The organism is Streptomyces sp. NPDC048461, assembly GCF_055587105.1.
Window position 1 is genome coordinate 83176 of the sequence record NZ_JBVJGW010000028.1, and the last position, 18485, is coordinate 101660.

Annotated in this window: 19 protein-coding genes; 6 read left to right on the forward strand and 13 right to left on the reverse strand. The window is 75.4% G+C overall.

The genetic code is table 11. From position 1 onward, the window contains the following. Positions 1-143: 143 nt before the first annotated feature. Both ACZ6S8_RS33280 and ACZ6S8_RS33285 read right to left on the reverse strand, forming a co-directional pair. Positions 144-2327: a bifunctional serine/threonine-protein kinase/ABC transporter substrate-binding protein gene (locus ACZ6S8_RS33280; RefSeq protein WP_469461299.1), complete on the reverse strand. Its 2184-nt coding sequence runs from the start codon at positions 2325-2327 to the stop codon at positions 144-146. Between the two features lie 34 nt (positions 2328-2361). Continuing rightward, positions 2362-3210: a hypothetical protein gene (locus ACZ6S8_RS33285; RefSeq protein ID WP_469461301.1), complete on the reverse strand. Its 849-nt coding sequence runs from the start codon at positions 3208-3210 to the stop codon at positions 2362-2364. 304 nt (positions 3211-3514) lie between these two features. Here ACZ6S8_RS33285 and ACZ6S8_RS33290 point away from each other — a divergent pair, with 304 nt between their 5' ends. Continuing rightward, entirely contained in the window at positions 3515-4009 is a 495-nt protein-coding gene (locus ACZ6S8_RS33290) for an SH3 domain-containing protein (RefSeq protein WP_469461302.1), read from the forward strand. A 39-nt stretch (positions 4010-4048) separates the two neighbouring features. Here the strand turns inward: ACZ6S8_RS33290 and ACZ6S8_RS33295 are convergent, their stop codons facing one another. The 5 genes from ACZ6S8_RS33295 to ACZ6S8_RS33315 form a co-directional block, all read right to left on the reverse strand. Beyond that, positions 4049-4399, reverse strand: a complete 351-nt coding sequence (locus tag ACZ6S8_RS33295) for an NYN domain-containing protein (protein WP_469461304.1) — start codon at positions 4397-4399, stop codon at positions 4049-4051. Between the two features lie 5 nt (positions 4400-4404). Then, entirely contained in the window at positions 4405-5454 is a 1050-nt protein-coding gene (locus tag ACZ6S8_RS33300; protein ID WP_469461305.1) for a phosphatase domain-containing protein, read from the reverse strand. 3 nt (positions 5455-5457) lie between these two features. Further along, the gene (locus tag ACZ6S8_RS33305; protein ID WP_469461307.1) at positions 5458-6666 is read right to left on the reverse strand and encodes an RNA ligase; all 1209 of its coding nucleotides are present in this window, start codon (positions 6664-6666) and stop codon (positions 5458-5460) included. A gap of 162 nt (positions 6667-6828) precedes the next feature. Next, entirely contained in the window at positions 6829-7317 is a 489-nt protein-coding gene (locus ACZ6S8_RS33310; protein ID WP_469461309.1) for a hypothetical protein, read from the reverse strand. Between the two features lie 95 nt (positions 7318-7412). Next, positions 7413-7850, reverse strand: coding sequence for a VOC family protein (locus ACZ6S8_RS33315; protein ID WP_469461311.1), 438 nt, complete (start codon positions 7848-7850; stop codon positions 7413-7415). 395 nt (positions 7851-8245) lie between these two features. Between ACZ6S8_RS33315 and ACZ6S8_RS33320 the strand changes: the two genes are divergently transcribed. Further along, positions 8246-8977 (forward strand): YoaK family protein, encoded by a 732-nt coding sequence (locus ACZ6S8_RS33320; protein WP_469461313.1) that lies wholly within the window; start codon positions 8246-8248, stop codon positions 8975-8977. Here ACZ6S8_RS33320 and ACZ6S8_RS33325 read toward each other — a convergent pair. Further along, on the reverse strand, positions 8943-9890 hold the full coding sequence (locus ACZ6S8_RS33325) for a tellurite resistance/C4-dicarboxylate transporter family protein (RefSeq protein ID WP_469461315.1): 948 nt from the start codon (positions 9888-9890) through the stop codon (positions 8943-8945). The genes ACZ6S8_RS33320 and ACZ6S8_RS33325 overlap by 35 nt on opposite strands. Before the next feature lie 300 nt (positions 9891-10190). On the opposite strand from ACZ6S8_RS33325, the gene ACZ6S8_RS33330 reads away from it, so the two are divergent. Then, positions 10191-11042 carry an isocitrate lyase/PEP mutase family protein gene (locus ACZ6S8_RS33330; protein WP_469461317.1) on the forward strand — a complete coding sequence of 284 codons (852 nt, stop codon included), beginning with the start codon at positions 10191-10193 and terminating at the stop codon, positions 11040-11042. A gap of 8 nt (positions 11043-11050) precedes the next feature. On the opposite strand, the gene ACZ6S8_RS33335 is transcribed toward ACZ6S8_RS33330, so the two are convergent. Then, complete coding sequence (locus tag ACZ6S8_RS33335) at positions 11051-12931, reverse strand: choice-of-anchor R domain-containing protein (RefSeq protein ID WP_469461319.1); 1881 nt, start codon at positions 12929-12931, stop codon at positions 11051-11053. A gap of 439 nt (positions 12932-13370) precedes the next feature. Between ACZ6S8_RS33335 and ACZ6S8_RS33340 the strand changes: the two genes are divergently transcribed. The 3 genes from ACZ6S8_RS33340 to ACZ6S8_RS33350 all read left to right on the forward strand — a co-directional run bounded on the left by ACZ6S8_RS33340 (position 13371) and on the right by ACZ6S8_RS33350 (position 15140). Further along, positions 13371-13763, forward strand: coding sequence for a TOBE domain-containing protein (locus ACZ6S8_RS33340; RefSeq protein ID WP_469461321.1), 393 nt, complete (start codon positions 13371-13373; stop codon positions 13761-13763). Positions 13764-13772: 9 nt separating this feature from the next. Then, positions 13773-14561 carry a sulfite exporter TauE/SafE family protein gene (locus ACZ6S8_RS33345; RefSeq protein WP_469461323.1) on the forward strand — a complete coding sequence of 263 codons (789 nt, stop codon included), beginning with the start codon at positions 13773-13775 and terminating at the stop codon, positions 14559-14561. Between the two features lie 363 nt (positions 14562-14924). Next, positions 14925-15140, forward strand: a complete 216-nt coding sequence (locus ACZ6S8_RS33350) for a hypothetical protein (protein ID WP_469461324.1) — start codon at positions 14925-14927, stop codon at positions 15138-15140. A 22-nt stretch (positions 15141-15162) separates the two neighbouring features. Here the strand turns inward: ACZ6S8_RS33350 and ACZ6S8_RS33355 are convergent, their stop codons facing one another. From ACZ6S8_RS33355 to ACZ6S8_RS33370, 4 genes are all read right to left on the reverse strand, one after another. Beyond that, positions 15163-16395: an MFS transporter gene (locus ACZ6S8_RS33355; RefSeq protein WP_469461327.1), complete on the reverse strand. Its 1233-nt coding sequence runs from the start codon at positions 16393-16395 to the stop codon at positions 15163-15165. A 234-nt stretch (positions 16396-16629) separates the two neighbouring features. After that, positions 16630-17403, reverse strand: a complete 774-nt coding sequence (locus ACZ6S8_RS33360) for an enoyl-CoA hydratase (protein WP_469461330.1) — start codon at positions 17401-17403, stop codon at positions 16630-16632. Continuing rightward, positions 17400-18311, reverse strand: a complete 912-nt coding sequence (gene mmsB, locus ACZ6S8_RS33365) for a 3-hydroxyisobutyrate dehydrogenase (protein WP_469461331.1) — start codon at positions 18309-18311, stop codon at positions 17400-17402. The genes ACZ6S8_RS33360 and mmsB overlap by 4 nt, the downstream gene beginning before the upstream one ends. Continuing rightward, a partial coding sequence (locus tag ACZ6S8_RS33370) for an enoyl-CoA hydratase/isomerase family protein (RefSeq protein ID WP_469461332.1) occupies positions 18305-18485 on the reverse strand: 181 nt, incomplete at its 5' end. The genes ACZ6S8_RS33370 and mmsB, both read right to left, overlap by 7 nt.

Genomic DNA, 18485 nt, shown 5'->3' on the forward strand with positions numbered 1-18485 from the left:
CCGCCGGGGCCCCGCCCCCGGCCCCGGCGCGGCCGGCCCCCCCCCCCCGGGGCCGCCCCGGCGCGGCGGGCCGCGGGGGGGGCCCCCCCCCCCCCCGCCTCCGTACGCCCCGGCGCGGAGGGGCCGGGCCGGCGGGGGCCGGTTCAGGCCGGCCAGGCGGTGGAGCGGGTGCCGAGGAGGCGGAAGCGGGCCGAGGCGACCTCGTAGCAGAACAGGCCGTCGCCCGTGTAGGTGCCGTTGGCCTGCTCGAAGGCGTAGCGCTTGGAGACGCCCTCGTACGTCGTCGCGCGCAGGGTGGGCACGAGGTCGCCGCGGCCGACCTGGGCGCGGTTCAGGTCCTGCGCGCAGCGGGCGAGCAGGTGGACGGCGTCGTACGCCTCGGCCGCGTGGAGCGGCGCCGGCCGGCCGTGACGGGCGCGGAAGGCGGTGTCGAAGGCGCGGGCCGGGGCCGGGGCGGCGGCCGACGACGGGTCCACCGCGGTCGAGACCAGCAGCCAGCCCTCGGCACTCTCCCCCGCCTCCTGGAGGAAGCGGAGGTCGTGGACGGCCTGGGTGGCGACGGTCCGCCCCCGGTAGCCGGCCGCGGTGAGCGCCCGGGCGAGACGGGCCGCGCCGGACGGGCCGCCGCCGTAGAGGACCGCGCCCGCGACGGCGTGCACGGCGTCCCGGGCGACCGCCGTGTGGTCGGCGTCCGCCGCGACGGTCGCCGGGGTCACGGGGCTCTTGCCCGCGCGCAGCGCCTCGCTGAGGAAGCGGGTGGTCTGCCAGCCGTACGTCGTGCCGTCGTCCACGAGCAGGGTGGTGCCGCGGTCCCGGCCGGTGAGGTATTCGGCGACGGGCCGCATCTGGTAGGCGTCGTTGGGGCGCAGGCAGGTGTAGACGCGGCTGAGGTGGGTGGTGTCGCCGTCCGTGACGGTCAGGACGGGGAGTCCCGCCTTGTCGTAGGGGGTGAGGGCCGCGCCGACGGCGGGTCCCGCGGTCGCGGCGAGTACGGCCACGACGGAGGGGTCGGCGGCCAGGGCGGCGGCCGCCGCGGCCGCGGGTCCGGGAGCGCCCTGGTCGTCGGCCTCGACCAGCCGGAAGGAGAACGGCAGGTCGTCGCGGGCGGACAGCTGTTCCACGGCCAGCAGCGCTCCGTCCCGCTGGGCCTGGCCCGCTGCCCGGCCGGGACCGGTCAGGTCGGCCTGGAGGCCGATGGCGAGGGCGGGTCGGGGTGCTGCGCCCTTGCGGTCGGGGCCGGAGCCGTTGCCGTCGGGGCCGGAGCCCTTGCCGTCCGGAGCGGTCCGGTCCCCCAGCAGCCAGGCAGCCGTGCCCCCGCCGCCGCCGAGCAGGGTCACGGCGGCCGCGCCGAGCAGGATCCGGCGGCGGGGGCGCGGGGGCGCGGCCAACGGTGCGGGCGGGGCGTCGACGGGAGCGGGGGCGGTCGGCGCCGTCGCCCGGGTCGGCTCGATGTCCGGCAACTGCAGCATCCGGGCGGAGCGTTCGGCGATCAGCTGGAGCAGCGGAGCGGGCAGCCAGGGGCCTTCGGCGTCCCGGACGAGCGCGTCCCGCAGCCCGGCGGCCGTGGGACGGTCGCCCGGCGCCTTGGCGAGGCAGGCCGCGACCACGTCCAGCAGTCCGTGCGGGATGCCCGTGGTGTCGGCCGTGTCGTGGACCGTGCGGAACAGCATCGCCTCCACGGGGCCGGATCCGAACGGCCGCCGCCCGGTGGCCGCGTACGCCAGCACGCACCCGAGGGAGAAGACGTCGCTCGGCGGTCCGACGTGCCCGCCCTGGGCCTGTTCCGGGGAGAGGAAGCCGGGCGAGCCGATCACGACGTCGGTGGCGGTGAGCACGGTGTCGTCCAGGGCCCGCGCGATGCCGAAGTCGATCAGGCGGGGCCCGTCGGTGGCGAGCAGCACGTTGGCGGGCTTCACGTCGCGGTGGACGAGCCCGGCCGCGTGGACGGCGCCGAGGGCTTCCGCCAGCCGGGCTCCGAGGAAGCGGACGCTGTCCGGCGGGAGCCCGCCGGAGCGGGCGACGGCGTCGCTCAGCGCGGGCCCGGGGACGAACTCCGTGGCGAGCCACGGCGCGGGGGCCTCGGTGTCGGCGTCCACGACCGGGACGGCCCAGCGGCTGCGGACCTTGCGGGCGACCGCCACCTCCCGCCGGAAGCGGACCCGGAAGGCGGGGTCGTCGGCGTACTCGGCCCGGACCAGTTTGACGGCGGCGAGCGCACCGCCGGCCGAGCGGCCGAGCAGGACCACTCCCATACCGCCGGATCCGAGCCGCCCGAGCGTGCGGTATCCGCCGACCCGTGCGGGGTCGGTGGGGTGCAGCGGCTGCATCAGCGGGCGCTCCCGCCGGAGGGGGCGCGGGGGGTCACTTCAGCTCCAGCTCGACGCGGTACAGGGCTTTGGCGCCGCCCTCGGCGGCCACCGGCAGCAGGTCCCGGACCTGATGGCCCCGGGCTCCCTTGACGGACAGCGCCATCACCACCGTACCGATGCGGGACTTGACCCATACGTAGGACTGCGGGCCGCCCGATTCGGCGGACGTGTACGCGCCCGACTCGAACATCGAGGCGTCGGCGTTGAGCACCGACTCCTTCGGCTGGTGCATCGACATCAGTCCGCGGAGGAACTGGCCGCCGCCGAGGTCCTGGTCGGGGCAGCGGAAGCTCTGCTGCACGGTGTCGCTCATGTCGCGGTCGGCCGCGGCCGCGTCCCGGTGCACGGTGAGCGTGACGGAGCCGAGCAGCCGCCCCTTGCCGTCCTTGGCCGGCATGTCGATCCTCCGCGTGTAGCTGTCCAGCACGTCGGCCGGAAGGGCGCCGCGCGACCAGGCGCAGTCGGCCGACAGGACGGGCCAACTGCCGCCGCTCTCGTACGGATCGTGTGCCACCATGCCCGCCGACCAGGAGTCCGGGTCGAGCGCGGCGGCGCGGGTCAGGCGGCGCGCCTCCTGCGCGGTCCGCGGGACGCGGGCGGGGTCGGGCGTGAAGGTGTACGCCGTCGGCAGCGTGCCCGGGGGCGTGGAACCGGAGGGTGCCGGGGTCCCGCCGGGTGCGGTGGTCGGCGTGCCGGCGGGTCCGCCCGTCACCGGGCCGGACGCGGTGGCCGTCGGCCCCGGTTTCGCGGCGGTGTCGCCGCCGGCTCCGCAGCCCGCGAGGGCCAGCGCCCCCGCCAGTGTTCCGCCCAGTGCCCCCGCCAACGCGCGCGCACGCCGCATGACCGCCCCCTGAACCCTCGTCGGACCTTCGTCCGCCCCCGTGTGGATCTCACCGTAGCGAGCGCGGGGGCGGCTCATCCTGAGTACGCGGACCCAGCCGTCTGAGTACGAGCGCGCCCCCTCCGGGGCACGGCGGGTCCGCGAACCGCCCAAGAGGGACGGATTGGGCATTTCGGGCTAAACGACGGTGAGTCAGCGGAGCTGCGGGGCCCGGCGTCGTCATAGTCGACCCTGGCAACCGCCTGGTTGCCGTCCCGCGCCGCACGTCGCGGCCGGGTGCACGTCTTCGTAGAGGAGCCGGCTCATGCTGAAGCCCACCAGGACCATCCTCGCTCTCGCCGCCGGAAGCCTGGTTCTCGGCCTGGTCGGGACGGGCGCCGCCATCGCGGACGAGAACCCGATGGCCGGGGCGCCGTCGCAGGCCTCCGTGGTCCGGGACGGCGACGCCGTCGGCCGGGTCGTCTCGAAGGGCCCGCTGAAGGTCCGCAGCAAGCCGTCCACCCGCTCGCGGATCGTCGGCCAGGTGTACCCGAACCGCAAGGTCGAGATCGAGTGCAAGAAGTACGGCGAGTCCGTCGACGGGAACCGCCTCTGGTACCGCCTGGACGGCCGCAACGGTGACGTGGAGAACGGCAACGGCGGCATGGACGACCGCGAGGACGGGCGCCAGGACGGCCGCCAGGACGGACGTCAGGACAGCCGCCAGGACAGCCGTGACGACGTCAGGGCCGGCGACGGCGACCGCTGGGTCTCCGCCCGCTGGGTCAAGAACCTCTCCCCGGTGCGGTTCTGCCGCTGACCGGCTCCCCGCCGAAGTCCCCGTGCGCCCGGTGCCCGCTCAGGGCGCCGGGCGCACGGCGCGCGGGCCCACGCACGCGGCCCCGTATGCCCGGACCCGCTCGCGCAGTTCACGGTCGGCGGTCACCACGGTGCAGCCGCGCTCCGCGCAGGCCGCGGCGAGCTCCACGATCAGGTCGTCGCCGCTGCCGGACGCCGATTCCACGCGCACGCCCGGTACGGACTCGACGCCGCGGGCCGCTCCTTCGACGACGAGGACGACCTCCTCATCGCCCTCCCACCCGGCGAGCCGGTCGCGCAGCCGCTCCGCGGCGCCCCGGCGGTCGCGCCACCAGCCGTCCGGAACCGAGCCGACGACGTTCGCTCCGTCCACGATCAGTACGCGGGCCACGGCGACTAGAAGTCCCCGTAGTTGACCTGCCAGGTGGGCAGGCCCATCCGGCGCCAGACCGCGACCACCCGGTCCCGGTCGTCGAGGGACACCCGCACCGCGTACCGGTGGCGCACGTGCGCGTCGAAGAGCTCCGCCTTCACCACGTCGTCGCGGCGCCCGTCGCCGGCCGCCCGCATCCACAGTTCGTCGTACGGCACCTCGTGCCGGCGCAGCCAGGACTCGGTCTGCGGCCGGTGCTCCTCGCTGCGTCCCGACAGCAGCACGATGGTGTCCCCGTCGGCTCGCCGGAAGGCGTCCAGGGCGTGCTTGACCGACTCGTTGAGCAGGTCGAGCTCACAGCGCGAGAAGTCGTACGGGCCGCGGTCGCCGGTCAGCGCGAGCGTCCCGTCGATGTCGCACATCACCGCGGACGGCAGGGCCGGATCGGGGACGTACTCCGTCACGGGCGGCACGGCCGCGCCGGAGCCGCCGTTCATCCACTCCGCCGTCAGCCGCCAGCCGCCCTTGCGGACCTGTCGGTGCTTCTCGGCCAGGATCCGGATGATCTCCTCGCCGACCGGGCGCTCCCGGGCCGCGTCCCGGCGCAGGCACTCCTCCAGGGGGACGTCGGTGAAGTCGTGCACGACGAAGGTCGCCAGACCGCCGACGGCGGCCTTGAGCCGCTTGGGGATGTGCTTGGTCAGGTGGGTGTTGTCGACGACCACGTCGAAGCCGCCGTCGACGGCCGCGCGGAGCGCCGCGTCCTGGACGGCCAGCACCGTCTGTTCGTGCGCGAAGCTGCGGCCCCGCTCGGGGTCCGGCAGGTCGAGCATGCTCCGCAGGTCGTCGAGGTTGACGCGGCGCATGCGCCCGCCGGCCTCGGCCTGCAGGGCGCGCGCGGCCGTCGTCTTGCCCGAGGCCGGCAGGCCCGTCATGACGTGCACGACGGGCAGCGGGGCCTCCTCGGCGGCGGCGAGCGCCTCGGCCGCGGCGGCGGTCCCGGGCGCGGCCTGGGCCTCGGCTTCAACTTCGGCCTCGGCTTCGGCCGCGGGCTCGGGTGTCTCCTGGGACACGGGTCAGTTCTCCTCGTCGTTCGTGAAGGGGGCGGCGGTCTCGGGCCGGACGAAGCGCCAGACGACGAGGTCGGTGGACCTGCCGTCCAGGCGCAGGAACATCGCCGCGCGGATCCCGCCGTCGGGCAGCTCCCTGGCGGCGCGGGCGAAGGCGCCCCGGTCGGCGGCCAGGTGCGCGAGTCCCGCGAACGCCTCGTCGACCGCACGCTCGCGAAGCGCGGCCTCGGCCTCCAGGCGGGCGACGACCTCGCGGACCCAGTGGTCGAACTCGTCGGGCACCTGCTCCAGCAACGCGTCGAGCGGCTTGCCCTCGGCCGCCTCGACGTCCTCGACCCGGCAGTTCAGGCCCTGGGCGAGCTGCTTGGCGGGCAGGCCGGCGAACCGCTGGACGCCGTGGGACCGCCAGATGTCCCGCTCGGTGACGCCGGTGAGCACCTTGTGCAGGCGTACGTACTCCGACAGCTTGGCCTTCGCCCGGACGCCCGAGGCGAAGCGCAGCACGAAGCCCTCGGCCTGGGTGCCGGTCGCGGGGGCGCCGCCGGGCAGGGTGTTGGAGTCGGCGAGCGCGATCAGCTCGTCCAGGGGCATCGCGGGCCACACGGTGACGACGGACCCGATCCCCTCCCAGCGGGGCGCGGCCTCGGCGAGCGGCACCTCGGCGCCGTCCGTCGTGAAGGCGGCGAGCAGGACGAGGTCCCGGCGGTCGCCGTAGTCGACGACGATGCGGTTCTGCGGGTGGAGGACCTCCGCGAGGTAGGTCGTCCCCGGCACGAGCGCCGTGGTGTCCCGCGCGTCGAGATGGCGCTGCGCCCAGGTGGCCTGGGTGCTGGTGAAGGACCCCTTGGAGGCGGCACGCCAGCGGCCCGCGTAGTGGAAGACGACCGCGAGGCTGCCGTCGACCTTGTCGTAGACCTCGAACGGCTCGTCGGGCAGGGAGGGTGCGTACGGCTGCCCCGACTCGTGTTCGCCGACGTTGAAGAACTTCGGCAGCGGCAGCGCGACGATCGCACCGGTGGCGTCGTCGGCGACGAGTCCGCGGCAGCGGGTGGTGACCTGGTTCCAGACGCGCTCGTACTGGGCCGTCCGCGTGTACGTGTAGATGGACAGCGGCAGTTCGGGGTGCGCCTTGCGGGTCACGTACCCGGCGTCGATCGAGGCGGCGAGCTCCTGCGCGGGCATCAGGTCGTGCAGAGTCAGGTGGTCCTGGCTCATTGGGGTCCTCCCGGATTGAGATGGTCCATTCTCACGTGCGGGAGGGGCTGCCCGGTACTCGATTACGACGGGGCCGAGCCCGTGGCCGGGCGGTTGGTGTCCGGCGCTCGGTACGGGGCTCTTGGTACGGGACGCTCGGTACTGGGCTCTCGGTACGGGTGCTCAGCGCGACAGCCGGGTGCCGCACCTGGTGCAGAAGCGGGCGTCCCGTTCGGCGGCCAGGCGGCCGCACTCCGCGCAGACCCGGTCCAGGAGGCACGCCGTCTCTCCCGCGCCGCCGTCCTGGTCGGCCGCGCGGACGGCGGGGGGCGGGCGGCGGCGGTGCGCGGTGGCGTAGGCCAGCCCCTCGGCGCCGGCCCGCACGGAGCGGACGGTCCCGGCCGGGAGCCAGGCGACGGATCCGGGGACGAGCTCCAGGACGGCGTCCGGGGTGCGGAGTTCTCCCGTACCGGAGACGACGACGAGCAGGACGCCGAGCACCGTGTCGGTGTGGTCGCCGATGCCGGCGCCGGGGCCGAACCGGACCAGGTTCGCGTCGAGGTCGCGGGCGCAGTCGCCGAGCGCCCACACGACGCCGGTCGGCGCGTCGCCGGCGGCCAGGACCGGCGGCGCGAGGAACACCGGCGGGGCTGCGGGACCGGGCGTGCTCATCGGGGACTCCCCTGCTGCGGAGGTGGTGCGGGCGGGGCGCCCGGCCGCGCGGAGGGGCGTGACGGCGGGTGCGCGAGGGCGGGCCTGATGCCCGGTCAGTTCGAGATGCAGATCTCGTTGCCCTGCGGATCGGCGATCGTGGTCCAGACGCTGGGGCCCTGGTGGCCGTCGTGCAGGAAGGTGGCCCCCTTGGCGAGGAGCCGCTCGACGACGCTCTTGTGGTCCTCGTCCGGCCCGGTGCGGACGTCGAGGTGCACACGGTTCTTGACCGTCTTCGGCTCGGGCACGAACTGGAAGAGGACCCGCGGCGCGCGTTCCAGTCCCTCCGGGTGGCGGATGGCGGCGCCCGCCTTCCACACGAGCTCGCCGTGGTGGGTCGTGGTGTCGTCGTCGGTCGCGTGGCCCGCGGCGATCAGCCCCCGGATGAACGCCCCGTCGCTGGGTTCCACCTCCCACCCGAGCGCGTCGGCCCACCAGTCGGCGAGGTCGTGCGGGGAGTCGGAGTCGATGGTCACCTGGAACGTGTATGCCATGCCGGGACCCTACTGAGCGGACGCCGCGTCCGCCACAGGAGCCGGCGCGCGGTGGGAGGCGACGCCGGGCGGCCCGGTGCGGTTCGGCCCGGCGCGGGGAACCGGGGTCGAGGGGCGGGCCGTGGACGCAGGTGATCAGGTCGTACGTCCGGTACGGGGCCCAGTGCGCGAGCGAGGCCCGCACCGGCGGAGCGGCGGGTCGCGCGGGACGCGGGGTCCGCGGCCAGCACCATGCAGGGGGGCGTCGCCGTCGCCGTCGCCCGTCGGCGGCCCCGACGGGTGCGACCTGCGCGGCCCGGACCGGTGCGGACCCGCGCGCACGGGGTCGGCGCGGCACACGGGTCGGCACCGGTCGGCACCGGTCGGCGCGGATCCGCACGGCACGGGAGGACTTCATGACGTCAGGCACCCGCCACCGCATCCTGCGGCCGCTGGCCGCGCTGCTCTTCCCGCCCGGGCCCGAGGGCCCCGGCGGTCCGCACGGGGTGCTGCCGCCGCTGCTCGTCGTGCTCACCTTCGTGAGCGGGCTGGTGGACGCGGTGAGCTACCTCGGGCTCGACCACGCCTTCGTCGCGAACATGACCGGGAACGTGGTCTTCCTCGGCTTCGCGCTCGCCGGGGACCGGGAACTGTCCGCCCCGGCCACCCTCCTGGCCCTCGGCGCCTTCGTGGCGGGCGCCGGGGCGGCCGGGCGGCTGCTTCCCGGCGGGACGGCGCAGCGGGCGTTCGGGCCGCTGGTGGCGGTGCAGGCCCTGCTGGTGGCGGCCGCGCTCGCGATGACGGCCGGGGGCGCCGGACAGCTGGCGGTGGTCGCGCTGCTGGCTCTCGGGATGGGGGTGCAGAACGCGGTCGTCCACCGGCTCGGCGTCCCGGACCTGACCACCACCGTCGTCACCCGGACCCTGACCGGCCTGGCCGCCGACCCGTGGGGCGCGGCCTCCGTACGCCGTCTGGTGTCGGTCGGTGCGCTGGTCTGCGGGGCACTGTCCGGGGGCCTGCTGATGCTGCGGCACGGATCCCGGTGGGCGCTGCTGGCGGCGGTGGCCCTGCTGGTCTGGGTGGCGGTCCTGGGGTGGTGGAGGCGTACGGAACTCAGCCCGGCCGCCCGGCCGCCCGGCGGGAGGTGACCATGGCGGCGAGGGTCAGCAGCCAGGCGCCCACGGCGATCCAGAGCAGCACCTCGCCCAGCGGGCGCAGCGGGCCGATCCCCACCGGTCCGGCGGCGGAGAGGCAGGCGGTGGCGGTCATCCCGAGCGGGAAGACGGTGGACCAGCGGCGGATGTCGTAGCGCGTCCGGGGATGGCGCAGCTCGGCGACGAGGAGGACCGCGTACCAGACGAGGGACACGGCGAGGGTGACGAGCGTGGCGGCGCGCAGGGCCTCGTGCGCGGGGCCGGTCCACACCGGTGACGCCGTGAGCTTGGAGCCGGCCAGGGCGGAGATGGACAGGGCGCCGTTCGCCACCCAGTGGTCGCCGGCCCCTCCGACCACCTCGCGGAGGTCGAAGTGCACGAGCGCCCGGGCGTAGAGCAGCAGCCCGAGTCCGAAGGCGGCCAGGGCCGCCCAGGCCGGCCAGGTGAGGGACAGGGCGGCGGCGAGGACCGCCGCCAGGACCGCGAGCCCCTGGGTGGCCACGCAGACGAGGAAGGCGACGCCGGGCATCCGCCGCCGCCAGTGGCGCACCACGTGGAGCATGAGCCAGGGCCACAGCGCGGCGGCCACCACGAGCAGCGCGACCGCGGTTCCCTGCCACCCGAGCCCGGAGATCCGGGTTCCGATGACGGTGGTGGCGGCGACGGCGGTCAGGCCCGCCGGGGTGTCGGCCTCGGCCCGGAACCGTCCGCGGTCGCCGATCAGCCGGGCGGTGAAGTCGATGCCGAGCACCAGCCACAGGGCCACGGAGAGGGCGAGCGCGGCCAGGGACAGCACCTCGTGTCCGACGAGTTCCAGGCCCACGGAGAGGATGCCGGTCGCCATGACGGCGGCTCCCGCCGCGGGCGGGAGCCCGGCCCACCAGCCGCGCTCGGGAAGAGGGCTCACCCCTCCAGCGGACACCACGGCCCGGCGCCCCGCCAGCGGAACCCGGCCCGCGCGGAGGCGGGCGGGCCCCCGGGGCCCGGCCGGGCCGGGACCGGGGCGCGTCCGTACGGGAAGTGCCTGCCCCGTCCGTACGGGAGGGGCCTGACAGAGGCGAGCCCTGTGCCGCCGGGGACGCGGTCTCTGCGACCCGTACGGGTGAACGGGCGGCGAGCGGGACCGGCCGGATCGTTCCTGCTCCCCCGCGCCCGGACAGGATCGCCGCAACGGGACCCGCAGGGTCCCCTCGGGTGAGGAGCCATCGTGGTCCGCGATCGTGGAAGTGCGCTGCGGCAAGCCGTGGCGGAGCCGGGTACGACCCCCCTGATCGGGGTGTACGACATGTACTCGGCGTCCGTGGCCGCCGGTCACTACGAGGCCTTCTTCCTCTCCGGGTTCGGTTTCGCGGCCTCCTTCTACGGCCTGCCGGACGTCGGGTTCATCGCCTGGCCGGACATGGTGGCCTTCACCGAGCGGCTGCGCGCCGCGTTCCCCGAGCACCACCTGCTGGTGGACATCGACGACGGGTACGGCGATCCCGAGGTGGCCGGCCACGTCGTGCGCCGGCTGGAGCAGGCCGGTGCCTCGGGCGTGATCCTGGAGGACCAGCAGCGCCCCCGCCGCTGCGGGCACGCGGAGGGCAAGCAGATCCTGCCCCTGCGGCAGTACCTCGACAAGCTGGACCGCGTCCTCGACGCGCGCCGGGACCTGTTCGTGGTGGCCCGCACCGACGCCGTGGAGGAGTCGGAGATGCTGCTGCGCACCAAGGAACTCGCGGCGACCGACACCGACATGGTCCTCGTGGACGGGGTGCGCAGCATCGAGCAGCTGAAGCTGGTGCGCGACGCGGCCGGCGACAAACCCCTGCTGTTCAACCAGATCGGCGGCGGGAAGTCCCCGCGGTTCTCCCTGACCGAGCTCACCGGGCTCGGGGTCGACGCCGCCATCTACAGCACGCCCTGCCTGTTCGCCGCGCACCGGGCCATGGAGGCGGCGCTGGCCGAGCTGAAGGCCTCCGACGGGCGGCTGCCGGACCCCTCGGCCGGCCTCGGCGTCGGGGTGGCCGGTTCGACCGAGCTGCTGGCCCGCAACCTGACCGGGCGCCGGCGGGGCTGAGCGGCGGGCTACTTCCGGGGCGGCGTGGGAAGCGGGGTGCCGTCCAGGGAGAGCAGGGCGAGGGTCACCAGGGACCCGGTCCAGCCGAGCGGGGCGACGGCGGCGGGCCGGCCCGCGCCGTTCACGGTCTCGGGGAGTTCCCCGAGACCGTTGCGCTTGGACAGCACCCAGCCGAGGACGGCGTCCGCCTTCTTCGGCTGCCCGGTGCCGGCCCAGGCGAGGGCGAAGAACGAGGTGCTGGCGGTCCACGCGTACGGACCCCAGCCGTGCTCCGGGTCGTTGCCCGGGGTCAGCCCGCCGTTCGGGAGCCGCAGCGCGCGCTGGGTGGAGTCCAGGGCGCGCGCGAGGCCCGCGGGGGCGGTGTTGAACGGCGGCGCCATGAAAGCCGCGGCGCTGTCCCGGCCGTGCCGGCCGTCGGCGGTGCGCTGGTAGCCGAGCGGGGCGAAGTGGGTGGCGATGGCGGTGGAGAGGCGCTGGGCGGCGGCGCTCCAGCGGGCCGCGTCCCGCGGCTTGCCCCGCTGCCGGGCGAGGTCGGCGGAGGCATTGAGTCCGGCGAGCAGGGGCGCGGCCGTGCCGATGTTCGCGGTACGGGTCGGCAGTTCCCAGTAGTCCGGGGAGGCCGGCGGCAGGCCCTTGCGGTCGAGCGAGGCGGCGGCACGGTCGGCGGCCTTGCGCAGCATCGGGTAGAGCGCGTCCAGCCGTGCGGCGCGGCCGCTCGCGGGCGCCGTCCGGTACCACTGCCAGGCGGCCCACGGCACCCAGCCGTTCGCGTCGAGCTGCCAGGTCCTGGAGTCCGGGCTGCCGGAGCCGTCGAGCTTCGTGCGCGCCTCCCAGGTCCCGTCGGCGCGCTGGGTCCGGGCGCTGTAGCGGAGGATCCGGTAGGCCTCCGCGTCGTGTCCGGTGTGGGCGAACGCGGCGGACGCGAAGGCGGCGTCGCGCGGCCAGGAGTACGCCCAGTGCGGGGACCACGCCGCAGCGAACGCGCCGTTGGGCCGCAGGAGCGCGCGCATCGACAGGAGGGCCCGGCCGGCCGCCGCGCGTTCGGCTGCGGTGCGTCCGGGCACCTGCCCGGACCGGAGCCAGGCACGGGACTCGGCGATCTGCCGCAGGGCCCCGGGGTCGTGCGCCGGAACGACCGCGGAGGCCTTGGCGCCCTTCGGCAGGTAGCGCCAACGGCCGGAGGGCAGGCTCAGCACGTTGCTGCCCTCCACGTACGCCGCGCCCACCGCGAACGACGGGGTGACGGCCTCGGCTGCGGTCCCGTTGGAGAGCAGTCCCGCAGTGCGCGCGGCGAGGGCCGCGGAGGGCACGTAACAGGGCTGGGTCTCGCCGCAGCGTTCGGCGCCGGTGGGGTTGACGTGGAACGCCGGCCGGGCGTCGGCGTACGGCTCCCAGCCGCCCCAGTGTGCCTCGTCGTAGTTCCAGCCGGTCAGCGACCGGGGCACCGAGCGGCGGGTTCCGTACCAGGCGATCTCCCCGCCCGCCGGGATCGTGGCCTGCGCGAACAGGTAGTAGGTGGCGCCCGGCGTGACGTCGGCCGCGACCGGGAACTCCACCCAGCCCGCGCCGGCGCCGCCCAGGACGGCCAGGTCGAGCGTGCCGGCGGCGATCGTGGTGTCGGGGCGGGCGCGGACGGTGCGGATCTGCACGGTCACCCGGCCGGTCGCGGCGGTGCCCGCGAGGTAGAGGCTCACCCGGTGCAGCCGGGAGGCGGCGGTGGTGAACGCCTGGGCCGCGGCGTGGTCCGGGCCCCGGATGCCGAACAGCGCGGCGTCGTGCCGCGGCTGGCCGTCGTACGGGAGGGGCGCGGCGGCGGCCCGCGCCGTGTACGGGGTGCTCAGCAGCGCGGTCGCCAGGACGGCGGACAGCAGGACGGATCCAACGGGCATCTGGGGCGGGCTCCTTCGCGGTGATGCGACGTCAGGTACGGGTGACCGGGGCGGTTGCGGCGGAGGGGGCGGACGCGGCGGGGGGTATGCGGCGGGAGACGCGGCGGGGGCGGGGGCACCGCCTCGGTGACGGGCGAGGTACCGGCTGGGGCGAGGTACTGAGCGGGGTGCCGGAGCGGGTGCTGGAACGGGGAGATGGAACGGGGAGATGGTCGTGTGGCGGGGCGGCCTCGGCTCCGGAGCGGCGGCTCGGCGCCACGGAGGCCCCCCGCTGCACGGTCGCCGGTCCGCGCCTGCCGCCGCTGCGCCCTGCTTATCCTGTTTTCAGATTCCGCCGACGCTCCGTGCGGTGGGGCGGGCCCCGGCTCACCTCGTTGGCGCATCGCGCGGCCCCGGGGCGGCGGCCGTGCGGGCGGGGCCGCTGAGTAGGGTGGGGCGCATGGAGTCCTACACGATCGGCCAGGCGGCACGCCTGCTGGGCGTCAGCGTCGACACGGCCCGGCGGTGGGCGGACGCCGGCCGCTTCCCCACGCGGCGCGAGGCCAATCGCCGCATCGTGGACGGCTCCGACCTGGCGGCGTTCTGCGTGGAGGCCGCCCGCGAGGGCTCCGAGGACGAGAACCCGGCGTACACCTCCGCCCGCAACGCCTTCCCCGGCATCGTGACCGGGATCCGGCTCGGCGACGTGTCCGCCCAGGTCGAGGTGCAGGCGGGCCCGCACCGGGTGGTGTCGCTGCTGACCCGCGAGGCGGTCGAGGAGCTCGGCCTCGAAGTCGGCATGCGGGCCACGGCGCGCGTGAAGTCCACCAGCGTGCACGTCGACCGCGGCTGAGCGAGCGCCGTGGAGTGGGGGACGGTCCTGGGCGGCCTGGCCGCCGGGCTGCTGATCGCCGTGGTGACGGCTCCGGTCGGGGTGTCGGGGGCGGTGTTCCTCCTGCCCGTGCAGGTGAGCGTGTTCGCCGTGCCCAGCCCCGCGGTGACCCCGACGAACCTGCTCTACAACGTGGTCGCCGGCCCGGGCGCGCTGCTGCGGTACCGGCACACCGGCGCGCTGCGCGGACCGCTGGTGCGGCAGTTGGTGCTGGGCACGCTGCCGGGCGTCGTCGTGGGTGCGGTCGTCCGGGTCTTCGCCGTGCCCGGACCCGGCGTCTTCCGGGCGCTGGTGGCCGTGCTCCTGCTGCCGTTGGGGGTGTGGCTCGTCGTCCGGACCCTCCGGCCGGCCCGGCGGCCGGCCGGATCCGGTTCACTGCCGCGGCCCCGGACGGTCACCGCTCTGGCGCTGGCGGTGGGGGTGATCGGCGGGATCTACGGCATCGGCGGCGGCTCGCTGCTCGGTCCGGTCCTCGTGGGGCGCGGCGTGCCGGTCGCGCAGGTGGCCCCGGCGGCGCTGGCCGCCACCTTCGCCACCTCGGTCGTGGGCGCGGCCACGTACGCCCTGCTCTCGCTCGGGGGCTCGGACGACATCGCACCGCACTGGCTGCTCGGCCTGTCCTGCGGCGTGGGCGGGCTCGTCGGCGGCTACCTCGGAGCCCGGCTCGCGCCCCGCCTCCCCGACCGGGCCCTGCGGCTCCTGCTCGGCACGCTGGCCGCTTCGGTGGGCGCCCTGTACGCGACGGGAACGCTGGGCTGACGGGGGTCCCGGCGGGCTCGTGGTCACGTACCCGGCACCCCTGCACAGATGGGGGAGATCCGCCGCTTTTCGGTCCGAATTGCACGGGCGCCGCTCCGGACGCATGGTGAGCTTGCGTGACCAATCTCCCCCGGAAGGACCGGCCTCCTCATGAGACAGGCGATGGCCGCGAAGGCCGGCGACAAGACGAAGAAGGCCAGGGGCACCCACTGACGCTCCGGCCGGTGCAATGAAGCGGCGTCCGTCACCCGTACGGACGCCGCACCCGACTCTCCTCCCGTGCTGACACGTACGCCCCCTCTGCGCATCCCCGTCCCCACCCCGGGCACGCGCGAGGGGCCACCCCCTGCCGAAGGGACCGTCGTGATCTTCACCGTGCTCCTCGTGCCGCCCCTCCTCCTATGCGTCATGCTCGCCCTCGGCCGCTACGAGGAGCACATGCTCGATCCCGACCGGTTGCAGCCGGCCCCACCGCGCCGGCATCTGAAGCCCGTCCCCGAGGCGGAGGCCGCTACGGTCGTCGAGACGGCGCCCGCGCCGCCGGTCGCGCCGGTCGCCCCGAGCAGCCAGGCCGCCTGAACCGGACCGCCCGCACCGCGCATCAGCCCGGGCCCGCCCCGACTCGGGCCGGCTTCGGCGCGAGCCGCCGGATCGGCCGTACGGCCAGCAGCGCGAGGGCGCAGCCGAAGCCGATGACCGCCCCGAACACCAAGAGCCGGTGGACACCGAAGAGGGCGCTGGCCGGACCGGCCAGCGCCTGCCCGAAGGGGACGGCCAGGATCGACCCGGCGACCTCGTAGGCCGTCACCCGGCCCAGCCGGTCGGCGGGGATCGTGGTCTGTACGGCCACCGCCCACTGGACGCCCCAGAAGGCCCAGCCGAGCCCGCTCAGCCCGTACCCCAGCATCAGCAGCGGCAGCCCGGGAACCAGGGCGGCCGCGAGCGGCATCAGCGGGAACAGGAGCATGGCGATCCCGCCGGCGAGGAGCGGGCGGGCGGGGCGCACGCGCATCGCGATCAGCCCGCCGAGGACGCAGCCGGCCCCGAACGCGCTCTCCGCGTAGCCGAAGGCCGCCGTACCGTGCGCCTCGATGATCGAGGCCGCGCCGAGCGGGGTGACCGGGCCCCAGACGCACACGCCCAGCGCCCACCAGATGACGATGACCCCCCACAGCCAGGTCCGCGAGCGGAACTCGTCCCATCCGGTGCGCAGGTTGCGCAGGGTGGACTGCGACCGGTCCGGCCGGAACCGGGGCAGCCGCAGCGCCAGCAGGCAGATCCCGCTGAGGGCGAAGGTGGCCGCGTCGACCGCGAACACGGTGGCGGGCGAGGTGGCGGCGACCAGGACGCCGGCGATCGCGGGTCCGGCCATCGTCGCGATGCCCTGGCTGACGCGCAGCACCCCGTTGGCCCGCTGCGGGTCGGTCGAGACCTGGGGGACCAGGCTGGACAGGCCGGGCTGGAACATGGCGGTCGCGATGCCCCCGAGCACCGACCCGGCCACGATGAACCACAGCGAGGGCCGGCCGGCCCAGAGCGATGCGGCGAGCGACAGCTGGATGAGGCAGCGCACCGCGTCCGCGCCGATCATCTGCGGCCGGGGGTGGAACCGGTCGGCGAACACCCCGCCGAACACGACGAAGAGGGCGAAGGCCCCCATCCAGGCCCCGAGCGCGTACCCGACGCCGCTCACCCCGTACCCGAGCGACAGCATCGCCACCGCGAGGGCGACCGGGATCATCGTGTCGCCGACCACCGCGACGGTCCGGGCGGTGAAGAAGAGACTGAAGTTGCGGGTCCACAGGCGGGACGGGGCAGCGACGGTCAACACCATGCGGACATCCTCCCGAAAGGCCCGCCTGCGGGGACACCTGTTTTTCTTCGGAGCCTGAGAGACCACGGGGACCGGCGTGACCGATGAGGCGTACGGGGATCATGAGGCCTGCGGGGAGCATCGCGAAAGGGGTCGGACGCCGGGAACCCGGACGGGGCTCCGGACCCCGGCCCGGCACTCGGAACCCGGGCGGGCCCGCCGCGCACGGCGGGGCCGCCCGACCCCCGTAGCCGGTCAGGCGTGGAGGAACTCCGGAGGGCGCTTGTCCACGAACGCCGACATGCCTTCCTTCTGGTCGGCGGTCGCGAACACCGCGTGGAACAGGCGGCGTTCGAAGCGGACGCCCTCGGCCAGCGTGGTCTCGAAGGCCCGGTTCACGGCCTCCTTCGCCATCATCGCCACCGGCTTGGACATTCCCGCGACGGTGTCCGCGACCGCGAGTGCCTCGGCGAGCAGCTCGTCCGCCGGGACGATCCGGGAGACCAGCCCTGCGCGTTCCGCCTCCTCGGCGTTCATCGTGCGGCCGGTGAGGCACATTTCCATGGCCTTCGCCTTGCCGACGGCCCGGGTCAGCCGCTGTGAGCCGCCGATGCCGGGGATGACCCCGAGTCTGATCTCCGGCTGTCCGAAGACGGCGGTGTCCGAGGCGAGCAGGACGTCGCAGAGCATGGCCAGCTCGCAGCCGCCGCCCAGGGCGTAGCCGGACACGGCCGCGACGGTCGGGGTGCGGACCTGGCCCAGCCGGTCCCAGGCGGTGAACCAGTCGCTGAGGTACATGTCCATGTAGCTCCGCGGTCGCATCTCCTTGATGTCGGCTCCGGCCGCGAAGGCCTTGGCCGACCCGGTCAGCACGATGCAGCCCACGTCCGGATCGCGGTCCAGCTCCTCCGCCGCCGCGAGCACCTCGGTCATCACCAGCAGGTTGAGGGCGTTGAGCGCCGCCGGCCGGTCGAGGGTGATGAGCGCGGTGCGCCCCTTGCGTTCGACGAGGATCGTCTCGTAGGTCATGAGGGCGTCGTCCCGTTCTGTGTGCGGATGGTCCGTACGATCGCCGAGAAGTCCAGCTCGGCGCCCTGGCCTTCGGCGAACGCGGCGTACAGTTCCGCGGCCTTGAGTCCCAGCGGGGCGTCGACTCCGCCGGCCCGCAGGGCGTTGGCCGCAAGTCCGAGGTCCTTGGCCATCAGCGGGGCCGCGAACCCGGGGCGGTAGTCGCGGTTGGCGGGGCTGGCCGGGACGGGGCCGGGGACCGGGCAGTTGACGGTCAGGGCCCAGCACTGGCCGGACGCGGTGGATGCCACGTCGAAGAGGGCCTGGTGGTCCAGCCCCAGGCTGTCGGCGAGCACGAACGCCTCGCTGACCGCGATCATCGAGATCCCGAGGATCATGTTGTTGCAGATCTTCGCGGCCTGTCCCGCACCGGCGGACCCGCAGTGCACGGCCTTCTTGCCCATGGCCGCGAACAGCGGCTCGGCCTCGGCGAAGTCCGCCGCCCCGCCGCCCGCCATGAAGGTGAGCGTGGCGGCCGCGGCGCCCGTCACGCCGCCGGAGACGGGCGCGTCGAGCGAGCGGTGGCCGGCGGCCGCGGCGGCGTCGTGGGCGGCCCGGGCGTCGGCGACGTCGATGGTGGAGCAGTCGACGAACAGGGTGCCGGGACGGGCCGCCGCCAGCAGTCCCTCGTCCCGGTAGAGGGCGAGGACGTGGCGGCCGGCGGGCAGCATGGTGATCACCACGTCGGCCCGGGCCGCGGCCTCGGCGGCGCAGAGCGCCGTCTCCACTCCGGCCGCCGCGGCTTCGGCGAGCGCCTGCGGCGCGAGGTCGAAGCCGAGGACCCGGTAGCCGGCCCTGACCAGGTTGGCGGCCATCGGGCCGCCCATGTGGCCGAGTCCGACGCATGCGACGGTACGGGGGGTCACCACGGCACCTCCTGGGGGAACGCCGTCTCGGTCAGGCGCAGTTCTCCGGCGCCGAGGGGGGTGAAGTAGCGGGCCACGTCCGCGTCGGTGACCTCCGCGAGGGTCGCCGGGGACCAGCGCGGAGTCCGGTCCTTGTCGATGACCTGCGCCCGGATCCCCTCCACCAGATCCGCCGAC